The following is a 14,735-nucleotide window of genomic DNA, read 5'->3' as shown; positions in this document are numbered from 1 at the left end:
GCGGTGTGCCGGGAAGCCTGGTCGGCGGTCGTCGTCCCGCCGTCCCCAGGAGCCACGCCATGGGAGTCCCCGCCGTCCACACCCGTGATCTGACGAAGCACTACGGCCGCCTGGTGGCCCTCGACGGCCTGGACCTGACAGTCGAAGCCGGTGAGGTGGTCGGTCTCCTCGGCCCCAACGGCGCCGGCAAGTCCACCACGATCCGGTTGCTGCTCGGCCTCGCCCGTCCCACCCGGGGTGTCGCCCGGATCTTCGAGGCGGACGCCGCTGACGTGCGGGCGGCGCACCGGCTGCTGGCGTACGTGCCGGCCGACGTGGCGCTCTGGCCGCACCTCACCGGCGCGGAGATCCTCGACCTGCTCGCCGCGACCGGTCCCGGCGTGGACGCCGGCTACCGGGCCGACCTCGTCGAACGGTTCGCGCTCGACCCGTCCCGCCCGGCCGGCACCTACTCGACCGGCAACCGGCAGAAGGTCGCGCTGGTCGCCGCGTTCGCCACCCGGGCGCCGCTGCTCGTGCTCGACGAGCCGACGAGCGGGCTGGATCCGCTGATGGAGCTGCAGTTCCGCCGCGCGGTGGGCGAGGCGCGGGACAACGGGCAGAGCGTGCTGCTCTGCTCGCACCAGCTCGCCGAGGTGGAGGCGGTCTGCGACCGGGTGGCGATCCTGCGGGCCGGCCGGCTCGTCGACATCGCCCCGGTGCCGCAGTTGCGGCGGCTGCACCGCAGCGAGGTGACGGTAGGGTTCACCGGCCCCGCGCCCGGCCTGGCTGGCGTGCCCGGCGTCGAAGCGGTCGAGGAGCGGCAGGGACTGCTGCGCTTCACCCTCGCCGGCCCGCCCGCCGCCGCGCTGCGCGCCCTGTCCGGCGCGGAGATCACCACGCTGACCGTGCGCGAGCCGAGCCTGGAGGAGATCTTCCTCGACTACTACGGGGAGCAGTCGTGACCCGCCCGGCCGGCACAGCGGTCAGCCTGCTCGCCGCCCGCGGCGTCTGGCGGCCGGCCCTCGTCGTGACCGGCGTGACCGTCGGCATGTCCGCCCTGGTGGTGGCCACCTACGCCGGCGCCGTCGGCGAGGGCATGGACGCCGCCGCCCTGGCGACGCTGGCGCACAACCCGGCGATCCGTACGTTGTTCGGCGAGCCCGTCGCCCTGGACACCGCCGGTGGGTTCACCGTGTGGCGCACCGGCACGGTGCTGGCCGTGCTGGTCAGCGTGTGGAGCCTGCTGGCGACCGTCCGGGTGACCCGGGGCGAGGAGGAGGCCGGCCGGTGGGGGTTGCTGCTCGCCGGCCGGCTGACACCCGCGGCGGTGCTGCGGCGTCACCTGGCGCCGCTGACGGCGACGTCGGCGGTGGCCGGTTCGCTGCTCGCGGCCGCGCTGACGGCGGCCGGCACGCCGTGGCAGGGTGCGCTGCTGCACGGGGCCGGTCTCGCCTCGGCCGGGGCGTTCGCGGTCGCGGTGGGCGCGGTCGTCGTCCAGGTCCAGCCGACCAGGGCGGGGGCGGCCGGTAGCGGCCTGGCCGTGCTCGGGGCCGGTCTGCTGGCGCGGATGGCCGGCGACTCCGGGCCGGCGGCGGCGTGGCTGCGGTGGCTGCCGCCGTACGGTCCGCTCGCGCTCACCCGCCCGTACCACGAGAACCGGTGGGCGCCGCTGCTCGTGTCGCTGGCCGCCGTCGTCGTGCTGACCGGGGCGGCGCTGGCCCTGTGCGCCCGGCGCGACGTGGGCGCCGGACTGCTGCGCCCACCGGCTGGCCGGGCACCGCGACGCCACCTGCTGCACTCGGTGCCGGCCTTCGCGATGCGGCGCGCCCTGCGTCCGCTCGCCGGCTGGGCCACCGGTGTCGCCGCCTACTTCCTGCTGATCGGCGTGCTCGCCACGTCGCTGACCGGCTTCCTGGAGCAGAACCCCGCCTTCGCCGACCTCGCCGCGCGGGCGGGCTTCGGCGGGCTCGACCGGGTCCGGGGGTACGTGGCCACGCTGTTCGCGCTGCTGGCGGTGCCGATCGGCGCGTTCGCCACCGCGCGGTTGAACGCCTTCGTCGCCGCCGAGGTCGCCGGCCGGCTCACGCTGCTGCGGGCCGGCCCGGTCAGCCGGGTCCGGCTGCTCGCCGCCGACGTGGGCAGCGCGTCCGCCGGGGCGGTGGCGCTGGCGGTCGCGGCCGGTCTCGCGACGTGGCTGGGTACCACGGTGGTCGGCGCCGGCCTGCCGCTCACCGCCGCCCTGGCGGGCACGTTCAACGTGCTGCCGCTGGCGTTGCTCGGCGCCGGGGCGGCCACCCTCGCCGTCGGCGCGGCGCCCCGGCTCGTTCCCGTGCTGGGCATGCTGCCCACAGCGGGTGGTTTCCTGCTGACGGTGGTGACGGAGAGCGTGCGCGCGCCCGCCTGGATCGGCGCGCTGTCCCCGTACGCGCATCTCGCCGCCGTGCCCGACGCGGCGCCGAACTGGACGGCTCAGGGCGTGCTCGTCGCGGCGGCGTTCGCCCTGGCGGCCCTGGGCGGCTGGGCCTACGGCCGCCGGGATGTGGCGGGCTGAGTCAGCCGAGCTTCTTGCGCAGCGTCTCGAACGCCAGGTCCGGCCGCAGCGGCACGCCGAAGCGCTCGTCGCCGTACGGGAAAGGGCTCAGTTCACCGGTGCGCACGTAGCCGCGCCGCTCGTACCAGGCGATCAGGTCGTCGCGCTGGACGATCACGGTCATCCGCATCTCGCCGGCGTGCCACTGCTCGGCCGCGTAGCGCTCGGCCTCGGCCAGCAGCTCCCGGCCCAGGCCGCCGCCCTGCCGGCCGGGGGCCACCGCGAACATGCCGAAGTAGACGTGGTCGTCGCGGCGTTCGAGCTGGCAGCAGGCCACCAGGGCGCTGTCCTGCTCGGCGACCAGCACCACGCCGCCCGGGCCGGTGACCGCCGCGGCCACCATCTCCGGGTCGGTGCGCTGCCCGGCCAGCAGGTCCGCCTCGTGGGTCCAGCCCTGGCGGCTGCGCTCGCCGCGGTACGCCGACTCGATCAGGTCGACGAGGGCGGCCACGTCCTCGGGGCGGGCGACCCGGACGGTGCGCGGTGCGGGGCTGGTCATGGCGGTTCTCCACGGTCGCGGCGACGTACCTGGTCAGCGTACGCACGCGGGTGTCCCGGACGGCGGCCGGGACCACCGGCCGGGACGGCTCGTGGTTCACTGCCCGGCATGGAGACGACGGTCGGCGCGGCGGGACTGCCGGCGGTCGTCGACCTGCCGGCCGGGCCGGTACGCGGCGGCCTCGTCGTGCTGCACGGCTCACACGCCGGGCAACGCTCCCACTTCCTGTACGCGCACCTGGCCCGGCTGCTGCCTCCGGCCGGGATCGCGGTGCTGCGCTACGACCGCCGCCCCCGGATCGACGGGCACGACGTGCCGCTGGCCGACCAGGCCGAGGACGCGTCGGCCGCGGTGACCGAGCTGCGCCGGCACGTCGGGCCGGCCCTGGTCGGGCTCTGGGGTTTCAGTCAGGGCGCGTGGGCGGCGGCGCTCACCGCCACCCGCTGTCCGGTCGACTTCCTGGTCCTGGTCGGGTGCAGCGGCGTGAGCCCCGCGAGGCAGATGCGCTACGGCACCGCCGAGCAGTTGCGCCGCAACGGGTACGGCCCGGCCGACGTGGCTGAGCTGGCCGAGTTGCGCGCGCTCGTCGAGGACTACCTGCGCGGCGACGTGGCCCGCCCGGTGGCGCAGGCGGCGATCGACGCGGCGGCGCGGCGCCAGTGGTTCCCGCTGGCGTTCCTGCCCGAGGAACTGCCCGCCACGCCCGGCACCTGGACCGACATGGACTACGACCCGGCGCCGGTTCTGGCGCGGCTGACCGGCCCGGTGCTGCTCTGTCACGGCGAGACGGATGCGTGGATCCCGATCGAGGAGAGCCTCGCGGTGTGGCGGCGGAGCGCCCGCGACGCCGAGCTGACGGTGGCCCGGCTGGCCGGCTGCGACCACGCCCCCACGCTCGGGGACCGCGAGGACCTGGACGGCGTCAGCCCGCAGTACGAGCGGGTGCTGCTCGACTGGCTCGACCGGACGCTGCCGCCGCCGGGCTGGGTGGCCGGGGCCGGGTGGCCGGGCGCCGCGGAAGGCGGTCGCCGCGGAAGGCGGTCGCCCGCCCCGCGTGACCCGGCTACGCTGCCGCGCATGGACGCCGACCTGCCCACCTTCGAGTTCGCCTTCCCGGGCCCGCTGCGCGACCAGCTCGTCGCCGCCGTGCTCGACGGGAGCAAGACCACCACCACCGGGCTGGTCCAGGACTACGAGATCGACGGCGAGCCGCTGCCCGCAGTCGGCACCCGCTCGGCCGTGATCGACTCCGACGGCCGGCCGGTGGCGGTGATCGAGCTGGTCGAGGTGCGCGTCGCCCGCCTCGGCGACGTCGATCTCGACCACGCGCGCGACGAGGGCGAGGGGTTCGACACGGTCGCCGCCTGGCGGGCCGGCCACGAGCGGTTCTGGCACGGCGAGGACTACCGCGGCTGGCTCGGCGACCCCGGTTTCACGGTGGACGACGACACTCCGGCCGTGCTGGAACGCTTCCGCCTGGTCGAGACGCTCTGACGGGCGGCCCGGCGGGCGGCCGGGCTCACTCCGCGGCGAGCCAGGCGCGCAGCGCCGCGCCGTGCTCGTCGAGGCCCGGCGGCGGCAGCTCGTAGCGGGGCGGCGCCTCGGACAGGCCGATCGGGTTGCGGATGCCCGGAACCCCGCCGGCCGTCACCACCGGATCCAGGCCGAGCCCCTGCGCCAGCGCGACCCCCTCGGCGACCGAGTTGATCGGGCTGCACGGCACGCCCGCGGCGCGCAGCTCGGCGAACCACTCCGCGCTGCCGCGCCGGGACAGCGCCGCCACCAGCAGCGGGCGCAGCTCGTCTCGGTGCGCGGTGCGGTCGGCGTTGCGGCGGAACCGCGCGTCGCCGGCCAGCTCCGGCACGCCGAGCACCCGGCAGAGGGTACGGAACTGGCCGTCGTTCCCGGCGATCACCACCAGCTCGCCGTCGGCGGTGGGCAGCGGCTCGTACGGCACGATGCTCGGATGCGCATTGCCCATCCGGTGCGGCGCCGCCCCACCCGCGACGTGCGCGCCGGTGTGGTTGACCAGCCCGGACAGCGCCGAGGACAGCAGGTCCACTGTGACGTGCTGCCCGCGCCCGGTCTCCTCGCGGTGCCGCAGGGCGGCCAGGATCCCGACCGCCGCGTGCAGCCCGGCGATCACGTCGAACACGGCCACCCCGGCCTTGTAGGGCGGGCCGTCGGCGTCCCCGGTGAGGCTCATCAGCCCGGCCGCGGCCTGCACCATGAGGTCGTACCCGGGCAGGTCGGCGCCCCCGGCGGCGCCGAAGCCGCTGATCGAGGCGTACACCAGGCGGGCGTTGCGGGCGGTGACCGTGTCGTGGTCGAGGCCGAAGCGGCGCAGCGCGCCCGGGCGGAAGTTCTGGATCAGCACGTCGGCCCGGTCGGCCAGCCGGTGCGCCAGCATCAGGTCGCCGGGGTCGGTCAGGTCGAGCACCAGCGAACGCTTGTTGCGGTTGACCGCGAGGTAGTAGGTGGAGACGTCGCCGCGCACCGGCGGGCGCCAGCCGCGGGTGTCGTCGCCGCCGGGCGCCTCCACCTTGACCACGTCCGCGCCGAGGTCGGCCAGCAGCATCGTGGCGTACGGCCCGGCGAGGATCCGGGAGAAGTCGGCGACCAGCACCCCGCGCAACGGACCCGACATGCCCATCCCTCCCTCGCCGCCGACCACGATGACACATTCCTGACGGCGCGCCGGGCCGGGGTGTCCGCCCCGGCTACGGTCACTGTGGGTCCGCCGACACGCCGGGCGGACGTACCGGTGAGAGGGGTGCCCGTGTCGCTGCTGAACCGGCTCGCCGAGGCCACCGACGACCGCCCGGGCGCGGTGCGCGTGGGAGACCGGTCGCTGTCCTGGGTGGAGCTGCGCCGGGCGGCCGCCGCCGTCGCCGACGACCTGCGGGGCGCGGCCCGGGTGGCGGTGCCCGCCACGGCGAGCCTGGAGACGGTGGTCGGCGTGGTCGGCGGGCTGCTGGCAGGCGCGGCGGTGGTGCCGGTGCCGCCGGACGCCGGCCCGATGGAACGCGACCACATCCTGCGCGACTCCGGCGCGGAACTGCTGCTGGCGGCGCCGGGCGCACCGGACGTCGACACCGGCTCGCCGCCGGTCGTGCCGCTGGACCCGGCCCGGCGCTCGGACACCCGGCACCCCGAGCCCGACCCGGCGGCTATCGCGCTGATCCTCTACACCTCCGGCACCACCGGCGCGCCGAAGGGCGCCGTGCTGTCCCGCCGCGCGATCGCCGCCTGCCTGGACGGGCTCGCCGACGCGTGGGCGTGGACGCCGGACGACGTGCTGGCACACGGCCTGCCGCTGTTCCACGTGCACGGACTGGTGCTCGGCGTGCTCGGCCCGCTGCGCGTCGGCAGCCGGCTGCGCCACGTCGGCCGGCCCCACCCCGAGCGGTACGCGGCGGCGGGCGCCACGATGTACTTCGGCGTACCCACGATCTGGTCGCGGATCGCGGCGCGACCGGCGGCGGCGCGGGCGCTGCGCGGCGCCCGGCTGCTGGTGTCCGGCAGCGCGGCGCTGCCGGAGCCGGTCTTCGCGGCGCTGGCCGGGCTGACCGGGCACCGGCCGCTGGAGCGGTACGGGATGACCGAGACGCTCGTGACGGTGAGCGCCCGCGCGGACGGTCCCCGGCGGCCCGGCACGGTGGGCGTGCCGCTGCCCGGCGTGCTGACGCGGGTGGTGGACGAGCACGGCGGCCCGCTGCCCGCCGAGGCGATGGGTGAGCTCCAGGTACGCGGCAGCACGTTGTTCGACGGCTACCTGAACCGGCCGGACGCCGACGCGGCCACCCGCACGGCGGACGGCTGGTTCCGCACCGGCGACGTCGCGACTGTCGGCCCGGACGGCGCACACCGGATCGTCGGCCGGGCCGCCACCGACCTGATCAAGAGCGGCGGGTACCGGATCGGGGCCGGCGAGGTGGAGGACGCGCTGCTGGCCCACCCGGGGGTGCGGGAGGCGGCGGTGGTCGGCACGCCCCACCCCGACCTGGGGCAGCAGGTGACCGCGTACGTGGTCGGCGACGGCGTGGCCGAGGCGGAGCTGATCGACTTCGTGGCGCGGCACCTGTCCGCGCACAAGCGCCCCCGGCAGGTGCGGCTGGTCGGCGCCCTGCCCCGCAACGCGATGGGCAAGGTGCAGAAGTCCCGCCTGACCGAGGTGTGAGCGGCCCGTTCAGCGGGCCGCCTCCGCGCGGCGGACCTGGCGGCGGGCCTCGTCCGGGGGTACGCCCGTGGCGCGCAGCAGGTCGTTGGCGACGGTCCGCAGCTGCGACACCACGATGGTGCCGGAGAAGCCGATGTCCTGCCGGCACGCCTCGCCCGCGGCGCGGACCGCGCGCAGCACCCGTTCCCGGGCGGCGACCGGCTCGTCGGCGGCCAGGAACGCCCGGTGCAGCAGCCGGATCGCCTCGCTGAAGTGTTCCAGCGCGGCGGGCAGCTCCGGCGGCACCGGCTCCCGGTCCCGCAACGCGGTGCCGATCCGGCGGACCATGCCCCGGCTGTTGCGGAACGCCCGGTCCAGGTGCTCGGCGCCGCGCCGGTACGCGGCCAGGGCCCGCCGTCGCCGCCAGCGCACCGGCGAGAACCGGACCACCTCGGCGGCGGCGCCGACCATCTCGTCGATGCGGTCCAGTTCCGTCTCGGCGGCGCGCATCCGCTCCAGCACCTCGTCGGCGGCGCGCACGTCGGCGTGGGCCAGCGCCTCCGCCGACGCGGTCATCTGGCGGGCGAACGTGTCGAGCGCCGGGTCGGCGACGCGGCGGACCGCGCGCAGCGGGTTCAGCGGCGCGATCACCAGCACCACGAGCAGGCCGACGACGCCGCCGACGAGCGCGTTGACGGTCCGGGGCAGCTCCAGGTCGGGCGACACCGGGGTCAGCGTGGCGACCAGGACAGCCGTACCGCCGGCCTGGGTGACGAGCGCGCCGGTGCCACGGACGAGCACCGCCGCGGAGACCGCCAGGAACACGATCACGCCGGTCTGCCACGGGCCGGTGCCGAAGAGACGCACCAGCAGGTCGCCGACGACGATGCCGAGGACCACCCCGACCACCAGCTCCACGGTCCGCCGGGTGCGGTTGCCCAGCGAGGCGGCGATGACGCTCACCGCCGCGGCGGGCGCGAACGTCGGGTCGGGGTTGCCGAGCACCTCGCGGGCCACCGTCCAGGCCAGCGCGGCGGCCAGGCCGGCCTGGACCGCCACGAGGAAGTACGTGCGCAGCCTCCGGCGGCTCGACCGCCCGGCGTCGCGTACCCGGTCGACGGCATCCCGCATGCGCCCGGGTACCCGCGGTCGCCCGCTCGAACCTCACCCGGGGTACGCCATCGTGCCGGTCAGCGCCACCACCCCGGGCAGCCGGGTGTCCTGCCGCAGGAACTGCACCACCACCGGGACCGGGGAGCGCAGCACGCAGCCGTACGGGCGGTCCAGCCGCACCGCCTCCGGGTCGATCAGGTCGTTCACCCGTACGTGCCGGATGCGTCGGGCACCGACCCGTATCCGGTACGGCCCGGCCGGTTCGGCGTCCTGGTAGTAGAAGTCCAGCTCCAGCTCGGCGTCCTCGTCGCCGGCGTTGAGCACGCAGAGCTGGTCGAAGGCGGTGAACGCCGGTTCCGGGCCGTGCGCGGGGAACGGCACGTGCCCGCCGGGCACCACCCAGATCCGGGCGCCGACCGGCCCGTTCACTGCTCCTCCAGCAGGCGGGCCAGGTCCGGGGTGAGGAACACCCCGCCCGGGTCGAGCCGGCGGCGCACCGCCTGGAAGTCGTCCCAGCGGGGAAAGAGGGGACGCAGGTCCCGCGCGCCGAGCCAGTGCTTCTTGCCCCAGTGCGGGCGTCCGCCGTAGTGCCGGAACACCGCCTCCACGTCCCGGAAGTACTCCTCATACGGCAGCGAGGTGTTCTGCAGGCAGGCGATCGTGGTGGTGGGGCGGCCGTAGGCGTTGCTGAGCCAGATGTCGTCGGCGGCTATGGTGCGCACGAGAACCCGCCAGGCGGCCACCCGGCGGTGCCGGTCGCGCACCCGGCGGCGCACCTCGGCGAAGCAGGCCGGGAACGCCTCCGACGGCAGCATGTACTCGATCTCCTCGAAGCGCAGCTCCCGGTCCCGGGGAATGGTGCGGTGGGTCGGCCCGACCTGGCTCTGCCGGGGCTCGCCGCCCGGCAACCGGACCTCCGCCCGCTCCGGCGCGGCGTCCGTGTCGATGCGGTTGATCACCCGGATCTGCGTGCGGTCGCTGCGCGGGTACCAGTAGAAGTCCATGTTGCGGTTGGTGTGCTGGAGCTCGGCGAGGTGGTCGAGGGTCCAGTCCAGGTGCGCGCACCAGGAGCGGCGGTGCAGCTGATAGCTCGGCTGCACGTCGAGCGTGATCCGGGTGACCACGCCCAGCGCGCCGAGGGAGAGACGGACGGCGGGCAGCAGGTCCGGGTTGCGGCGCGCGTCGACGTCCAGCACGTCGCCGGTGCCGGTGACCAGGCGCGCGCCGGTCACCTGCGTGCTCAGGTTCCCGAAGCCGATGCCGGTGCCGTGGGTGCCGGTGGCGGTCGCCCCGGCGATCGACTGGTAGTCGACGTCACCCAGGTTGTCCATGGCCAGCCCGGCGTCGTAGAGCCCTTCGCCGAGCGCCCTGAGCTTGGTGCCGGCCCACGCGGTCGCGAGGTGCCCGTCGTCGGAGATCACGCCGGACAGCCGGTCCAGGCTCAGCAGGATCCCGTCGGTACGCACCAGCGGGCTGGACGAGTGCCCGGAGCCGACCGGCCGGACGGTGGTGCCGCTCTCCCGGGCGCGGCGTACCAGCGCGCACACCTCCGCCTCGTCGGCGGGCTCGGCCCGCTCCGCCGGCGTGAAGCGGAGGCTGCCGGACCAGTTCACGAACTCGCGTGTCACAGCGGCCCTCCCCGGCCCGCTTACCCGTGCCCGCCCCGGGTAGTCACCGCCGTGCCCGAGTCGCCGCCGGCGTTCCCGCCGATCGACGCGTACGCGTTCCTGTCCGACACGCACACCACGGCGCTCGTCGCGCCGGACGGGGCGGTCGAGTGGTTCTGCGTACCGGACGCGGCGGGCGACGCGGTCGCGGCCCGGTTGCTCGACCGGGACGCGGGCGGCCGGTTCACGCTCACCGTCGCCGGCTGCCCGGCGCCGCGGCGCCGCTACCGGGCGGACACGCTGGTGCTGGAGAACGACTGGGCCGCCCCGTCCGGCGCGGCGGCCGGTGAGGACCTGCTCGCGGTCCGGCCCGGCGCCGCCGACCGGCCGATCCACGCCGAGCGGGTGCTGGTGCGCCGGCTGCGGGTCACCGACGGTGTGCTGCGGGTCCGCGCCGAGCTGACGCCCCGGCCCGGGTACGGGGCACGCCCGGTGCGCTGGCGGCGCGACGGTACCGGCTGGCACGCCGACGGCACGCCGCTGCGGCTGCGCACCGACCTGCCGGTCACGGTCGAGGGCGGCACGCTCGTCGCCGAGGCGGAGCTGCGCGCCGGGCAGGACGCCACGCTGCTTCTCGGGTACGCCGACCCGGTGCCCGCCCTCGCCGACGCCGGCGAGCTGACCGGGCGGACCGCCGACACCTGGCGGGCATGGTCGGCGCGCGGCGACTACAGCGGCTTCGCGGCCGGCGCGGTCCGGCACAGCGCGCTGGTGCTGCGGGGCCTGTCCTACGACGAGACCGGCGCGCTGCTGGCCGCCCCGACCACGTCGCTGCCCGAGGAGATCGGCGGGGTACGCAACTGGGACTACCGCTTCACCTGGCACCGGGACGCGGCGCTGCTGCTGCTCGCGCTGTTCCGCCTGGGCCACGCCGAGGAGGGCCGCCGCTACCTGCGTTTCCTGCTCGGCGTCTGCGCCCGGCAGCATCCGCTCGCCCCGCTCGTCGGCATCCACGGCCACCCCACCGAGGAGCGCGAGCTGCCGCACCTGTCCGGCTACGCCGGCTCGGCGCCGGTGCGGATCGGCAACGAGGCGGCCCACCAGATCCAGTTCGACACGTACGGGCACATCCTCGACGCGGCGCTTGCCTACCAGCTGCTCACCGGTGAGCTGACCGGCCCGCAGTGGGCGCTGCTGCGGCGTCACGTCGAGACCATGGCGCAGCGCTGGCGGGAACCGGACCACGGGGTGTGGGAGATCCGCGGCCCGTGCCGGCACTACGTCAACTCGAAGGTGATGACCTGGGTCTGCCTGGACCGGGGCATCCGCCTCGCCGGGCTGCTCGGTGACCGGACCGCCCCGGTGGACCGGTGGCGCCGGGAACGTGACGCGCTGCACGCCGAGGTGCTCGACCGCGGCTACGACGAGCGCGCCGGCAGCTTCGTCATGGCGTACGGCGACACCGAGCCGGACGCGTCGCTGCTGCGGATGCCGCTCGTCGGGTTCCTGCCCGGCGACGACCCGCGGATGGTCGCCACCGTCGAGCGGATCCGGGCCGACCTCGCCGTCGCGCCCGACCTGATCCGGCGCTACCGGGTCGACGACGGGCTGCCCGGCACCGAGGGCGCGTTCCTGCTCTGCTCCTTCGAGCTGGTCTCCGCGCTGGTGCTGGCCGGCCGGCACGGCGAGGCGCGGGAGATCTTCGACCGGCTCGCCGGCCGGGCCGGGCCGCTCGGCCTGCACCCGGAGGAACGCGCGCCCGACGGCACCGCCCTGGGCAACTTCCCGCAGGCGTTCACCCATCTGGCGCTCATCGAGGCGGCGCTGAACCTCGACTCCGCCGGCGACCGGGACGCGCTGCACGCGTGGGCGGAACGGTCACCGGCCGCGCAGACGTGACCCGCACCCCGCCGGGAACCAGGCGAGGTGTCCCGACGACTATCCCTACATGGTGTGTGAGCAGTGGCGGGAGATCCTGTCGGCACAGCTGGACGGTGAGGCGTCCGAGTCGGAGATCGAGGCGGCCGAGGCGCACCTGACCGGCTGCGCCGGCTGCCGCGGCTGGTTCGACTCGGCCGCGTCGGTGACCCGGCGGGCCCGTACGCAGCTCGCCCCGCGGGTGCCCGACCTGGTCGACGCGGTCCTGGCCGCCGCTCCCCCGCCCCGGCCCAGCCGCCGCCACCGGATCACGCTCGGGCTGCGCGGGGCGCTCGGCCTGCTCGGCGCGGTGCAGCTCGTACTCGGCCTGGCCCAGATCGGCCGGGAGGCGGTCGTCACGCACGCGCACGCCTCCGGCCAGCACCTGTGGCACGAGTCGGCGGCCTGGAACGTGGCGGTCGGCGCCGGGTTCCTCTACGTGGCGGCGCGCCGGTCCGCCCCGTCCGGCCTGCTGCCGATGCTCAGTGCGTTCGTCGCCACGCTCGTCCTGCTGTCGGTGAACGACCTGATCACCGGGCAGGTGGCGATGACCCGGCTGGTCAGCCACGGCTTCCTGCTGGTCGGCTGGGCCGTGATGCTGGTGCTGTCCCGGCTCGGCCGGCGTCCCGGCGACACCCCGCCCGGCCAGCGCCGGTCGGGGGGATCCCGGTGGGCGCTGCGGACCGAGGAACCGGCCGCGCCGTCGCTGCGGCTGGTGCCGCCCGGCCCGTACCCCGCACAGGCCCGCGACCGGCGGGCCGCCTGACGGTCCCCCCGCGGACCTGCGCCTCGCCGTGGTCCCGGTGGTCGCGGTCTCAGCGGGCCCGGCGGTCGCGGGCGTCGCCGGACCAGGCGGCGACCAGGTCCTCCCGGGCGCGGGCCACCCGGGAGCGGATGGTGCCCACCGGGCAGCCGCACACCTCGGCCGCCTCGGCGTAGGACAGGCCGAGCACCTGGGTGGCCACGAACGCCTCCCGCCGGTCCGGTGCCAGCGTGGCGATGAGGCCGCGCAGCACGACACCGTCGTCCCCGCCGCCGGTCACCGCGCCGGCCGCCTCGGCGGCGGCCTGCCAGTCCGGCAGCGCGGCCACCCGGGGCCGGGCGGTCGCCGCGCGCACGTGGTCCACCGCGACCCGGCGGGCGATGGTGAAGATCCAGGTACGCGCGGACGACCGGCCCGCGAAGCCGGGCAGGCTGCGCAGCGCGCGCAGGAACGTCTCCTGGGCGAGGTCGTCGGCCTCGGCGGGCCCGGCGAGGTGGGCGAGGAACCGCCACACCGGTGCCTGGAGGGCCCGGACGAACGCGGCCGCGGCCAGCTGGTCTCCCCGGGCGGCGCGGCGCGCCCACCCGGTCACCTGCTCGTCGTCGGCGTCCGGGCTCATCCGCGGCCGGCCCGCCGGTCCGGCTTGCTCATGCCGGACGGTACGGATGCGCGCCCCGCTCGGTTCATTCCTGGCGTCCCTCCTGCCGGCGCCGGAGTGCCGGTCGCCCCCGGTTGGTCGGCCCTCGGGTGGGGAAAGTTCCCGAACCGGGTCAATCGTCCACGGACACGGTGACCGGCCCGACCCGCAGGACGCCGTCGGTGAGCGGGGCGCACCGGACGCCGCCGCGTCGGCGCATCGCCTTCCAGGTGCCGGGGGCGACCACCACGTCGAGCCAGGCACAGGGCGGTGCGGCCCGGTGCACGCGCAGCCGGACCGGGCCGTCGCCGGAGTCGAGCGTGAGTACGCGGCCGACCAGCTCGTCCACCGGGATGCCCTCGGTCAGCACGTTGCGCCGCAGCTGGGTGAGGTCCGCGCCGGGCGGCAGCGACTCCCGCGCGATCAGCGTGACGCTCGCCTGCCGGTGCGCGGGGCGGCCGAAGTAGCGGTCACCGACGATGCCGAGCCCGGCTCGTAGCTCCACCCGGTCGACCAGTTCGCCCGGTGGCGCGGGGGCTGGTCCGTCCGCCGGGCGGCCCACGTACCGGTGCACGGGCGAGGCCAGCAACTGGACGATCCGCGGCATGCCCGAAGTCTAATCGCGGGCATACCACCGCCAAACCGGACGATAGCCGCGCTCACGTATCCGCGCTTTCCGGAGAGCGTTGTACCAGGTGTGACGGCGAGGCGACCCGATGCGATCGGCGCTCATCCGCAGCGGCGGCTGGCCTGGGCACGGCGCGAGAACGAGCGCCGGCGCCAGGCGTACGAGGCCGCGGCCCGGATCTGGCGGCGCCGCGCCGAACACCTGGACCGGCTGTCGATGGAGGCGGCGGGCTTCCGTGGCTGTGCGCTGCCCGGCAACGCGCTCCCGGTGCCGCTGGACGACGGCGAGGTCGTCTACCGCATCCTGCCCACCGTCGACCTGGTCGAGGCCACGGCCCGGCACCTGCCCGGGCTACCGGCGCCGGGCCGCACGCTCGCCGGCTGTCTCGACCCGGCCGACGGTCCGCTGCCGGCGGGACTGCGCGTGGTCGACAGCGGCGCCGCAGTGGTGACCGACCGGCGGGTGGCCTTCGCCGGGCACGACGTCCGGCGGGACTGGCCCCTGCGGGAGTTGCACGGCCTCGGGCACCATCCGGGCCGCCCGGTCACCCTGCTGCACGGCGCCGACGGTGGCACCCCGGCGGGTCTCCGCGTACCAGCACCGGGCGCGGCGAACGCCCGGTTCTACCTCACCCTGGCCCACGCCGGCGCCACCGGTACGCGGCTGGCGGTCGTCGAGGACGTCGAGGCGCTGCGGTCCGCGCACCGGGCCGCCCGGCCTCGGCCACCCCGGCCGCTCGGCCCGTGGGACGCCCCGGCCGAGCGGGCGCTCCCCCAGCGGCTGGCGGCAGCGGGTGTCGCCGCGGTGGCGGTGCTGCTGGGTGTCACCTCGGCCGGTACC

The 14,735-nt window shown here is 76.4% G+C and carries 13 protein-coding genes and 1 pseudogene; 7 read left to right on the top strand and 7 right to left on the bottom strand.

Translation table 11 applies throughout. The features are described 5' to 3' along the window. Nucleotides 1–59 precede the first annotated feature (59 nt). Together EAD96_RS16385 and EAD96_RS16380 are read left to right on the top strand one after the other, a co-directional pair. A complete protein-coding gene (locus EAD96_RS16385) occupies nucleotides 60–944 on the top strand; it encodes an ABC transporter ATP-binding protein (protein WP_121684931.1) in 885 nt (294 codons plus the stop codon). Next, complete coding sequence (locus EAD96_RS16380) at nucleotides 941–2,533, top strand: polyketide antibiotic transporter (protein ID WP_121684930.1); 1,593 nt, start codon at nucleotides 941–943, stop codon at nucleotides 2,531–2,533. Before EAD96_RS16385 ends, EAD96_RS16380 begins: the two co-directional genes overlap by 4 nt. Before the next feature lies 1 nt (nucleotide 2,534). On the opposite strand, the gene EAD96_RS16375 is transcribed toward EAD96_RS16380, so the two are convergent. Continuing rightward, nucleotides 2,535–3,071 carry a GNAT family N-acetyltransferase gene (locus EAD96_RS16375; RefSeq protein ID WP_120570020.1) on the bottom strand — a complete coding sequence of 179 codons (537 nt, stop codon included), beginning with the start codon at nucleotides 3,069–3,071 and terminating at the stop codon, nucleotides 2,535–2,537. A 1,077-nt stretch (nucleotides 3,072–4,148) separates the two neighbouring features. On the opposite strand from EAD96_RS16375, the gene EAD96_RS16365 reads away from it, so the two are divergent. Beyond that, nucleotides 4,149–4,565: an ASCH domain-containing protein gene (locus EAD96_RS16365; protein ID WP_120573794.1), complete on the top strand. Its 417-nt coding sequence runs from the start codon at nucleotides 4,149–4,151 to the stop codon at nucleotides 4,563–4,565. Between the two features lie 25 nt (nucleotides 4,566–4,590). Here the strand turns inward: EAD96_RS16365 and EAD96_RS16360 are convergent, their stop codons facing one another. Next, entirely contained in the window at nucleotides 4,591–5,718 is a 1,128-nt protein-coding gene (locus EAD96_RS16360) for a CaiB/BaiF CoA-transferase family protein (protein WP_121684959.1), read from the bottom strand. Nucleotides 5,719–5,850: 132 nt separating this feature from the next. Between EAD96_RS16360 and EAD96_RS16355 the strand changes: the two genes are divergently transcribed. Further along, the gene (locus EAD96_RS16355) at nucleotides 5,851–7,251 is read left to right on the top strand and encodes an acyl-CoA synthetase (RefSeq protein WP_121684929.1); all 1,401 of its coding nucleotides are present in this window, start codon (nucleotides 5,851–5,853) and stop codon (nucleotides 7,249–7,251) included. 9 nt (nucleotides 7,252–7,260) lie between these two features. Here the strand turns inward: EAD96_RS16355 and EAD96_RS16350 are convergent, their stop codons facing one another. From EAD96_RS16350 to EAD96_RS16340, 3 genes are read right to left on the bottom strand one after another with little or no spacing between them, the layout of a single operon-like run. Then, entirely contained in the window at nucleotides 7,261–8,361 is a 1,101-nt protein-coding gene (locus tag EAD96_RS16350) for an FUSC family protein (RefSeq protein ID WP_121684928.1), read from the bottom strand. Between the two features lie 33 nt (nucleotides 8,362–8,394). Continuing rightward, nucleotides 8,395–8,772: a sensory rhodopsin transducer gene (locus EAD96_RS16345; RefSeq protein WP_120570023.1), complete on the bottom strand. Its 378-nt coding sequence runs from the start codon at nucleotides 8,770–8,772 to the stop codon at nucleotides 8,395–8,397. Then, complete coding sequence (locus EAD96_RS16340) at nucleotides 8,769–9,971, bottom strand: D-arabinono-1,4-lactone oxidase (protein ID WP_121684927.1); 1,203 nt, start codon at nucleotides 9,969–9,971, stop codon at nucleotides 8,769–8,771. The genes EAD96_RS16345 and EAD96_RS16340 overlap by 4 nt, the downstream gene beginning before the upstream one ends. A 51-nt stretch (nucleotides 9,972–10,022) precedes the next feature. Between EAD96_RS16340 and EAD96_RS16335 the strand changes: the two genes are divergently transcribed. Both EAD96_RS16335 and EAD96_RS16330 read left to right on the top strand, forming a co-directional pair. Further along, nucleotides 10,023–11,849 carry a glycoside hydrolase family 15 protein gene (locus EAD96_RS16335; RefSeq protein ID WP_199733197.1) on the top strand — a complete coding sequence of 609 codons (1,827 nt, stop codon included), beginning with the start codon at nucleotides 10,023–10,025 and terminating at the stop codon, nucleotides 11,847–11,849. A 49-nt stretch (nucleotides 11,850–11,898) separates the two neighbouring features. Beyond that, on the top strand, nucleotides 11,899–12,633 hold the full coding sequence (locus EAD96_RS16330; protein ID WP_121684926.1) for a zf-HC2 domain-containing protein: 735 nt from the start codon (nucleotides 11,899–11,901) through the stop codon (nucleotides 12,631–12,633). Nucleotides 12,634–12,682: 49 nt separating this feature from the next. Here the strand turns inward: EAD96_RS16330 and EAD96_RS16325 are convergent, their stop codons facing one another. Together EAD96_RS16325 and EAD96_RS16320 are read right to left on the bottom strand one after the other, a co-directional pair. Further along, nucleotides 12,683–13,249: a sigma-70 family RNA polymerase sigma factor gene (locus EAD96_RS16325; RefSeq protein WP_120570026.1), complete on the bottom strand. Its 567-nt coding sequence runs from the start codon at nucleotides 13,247–13,249 to the stop codon at nucleotides 12,683–12,685. A gap of 151 nt (nucleotides 13,250–13,400) precedes the next feature. After that, nucleotides 13,401–13,874: a molybdenum cofactor biosysynthesis protein gene (locus EAD96_RS16320; RefSeq protein ID WP_121684925.1), complete on the bottom strand. Its 474-nt coding sequence runs from the start codon at nucleotides 13,872–13,874 to the stop codon at nucleotides 13,401–13,403. Nucleotides 13,875–13,964: 90 nt separating this feature from the next. On the opposite strand from EAD96_RS16320, the pseudogene EAD96_RS16315 reads away from it, so the two are divergent. Further along, nucleotides 13,965–14,735 (top strand): annotated as a pseudogene (locus tag EAD96_RS16315) (hypothetical protein); the annotation flags it as partial.

This window comes from Micromonospora sp. BL1, assembly GCF_003667485.1.
Classification (GTDB): Bacteria; Actinomycetota; Actinomycetes; order Mycobacteriales; family Micromonosporaceae; genus Micromonospora; species Micromonospora tulbaghiae.
Note: the sequence above shows the minus strand (reverse complement) of the source record. Positions and strands in the feature narration are given on the sequence as shown.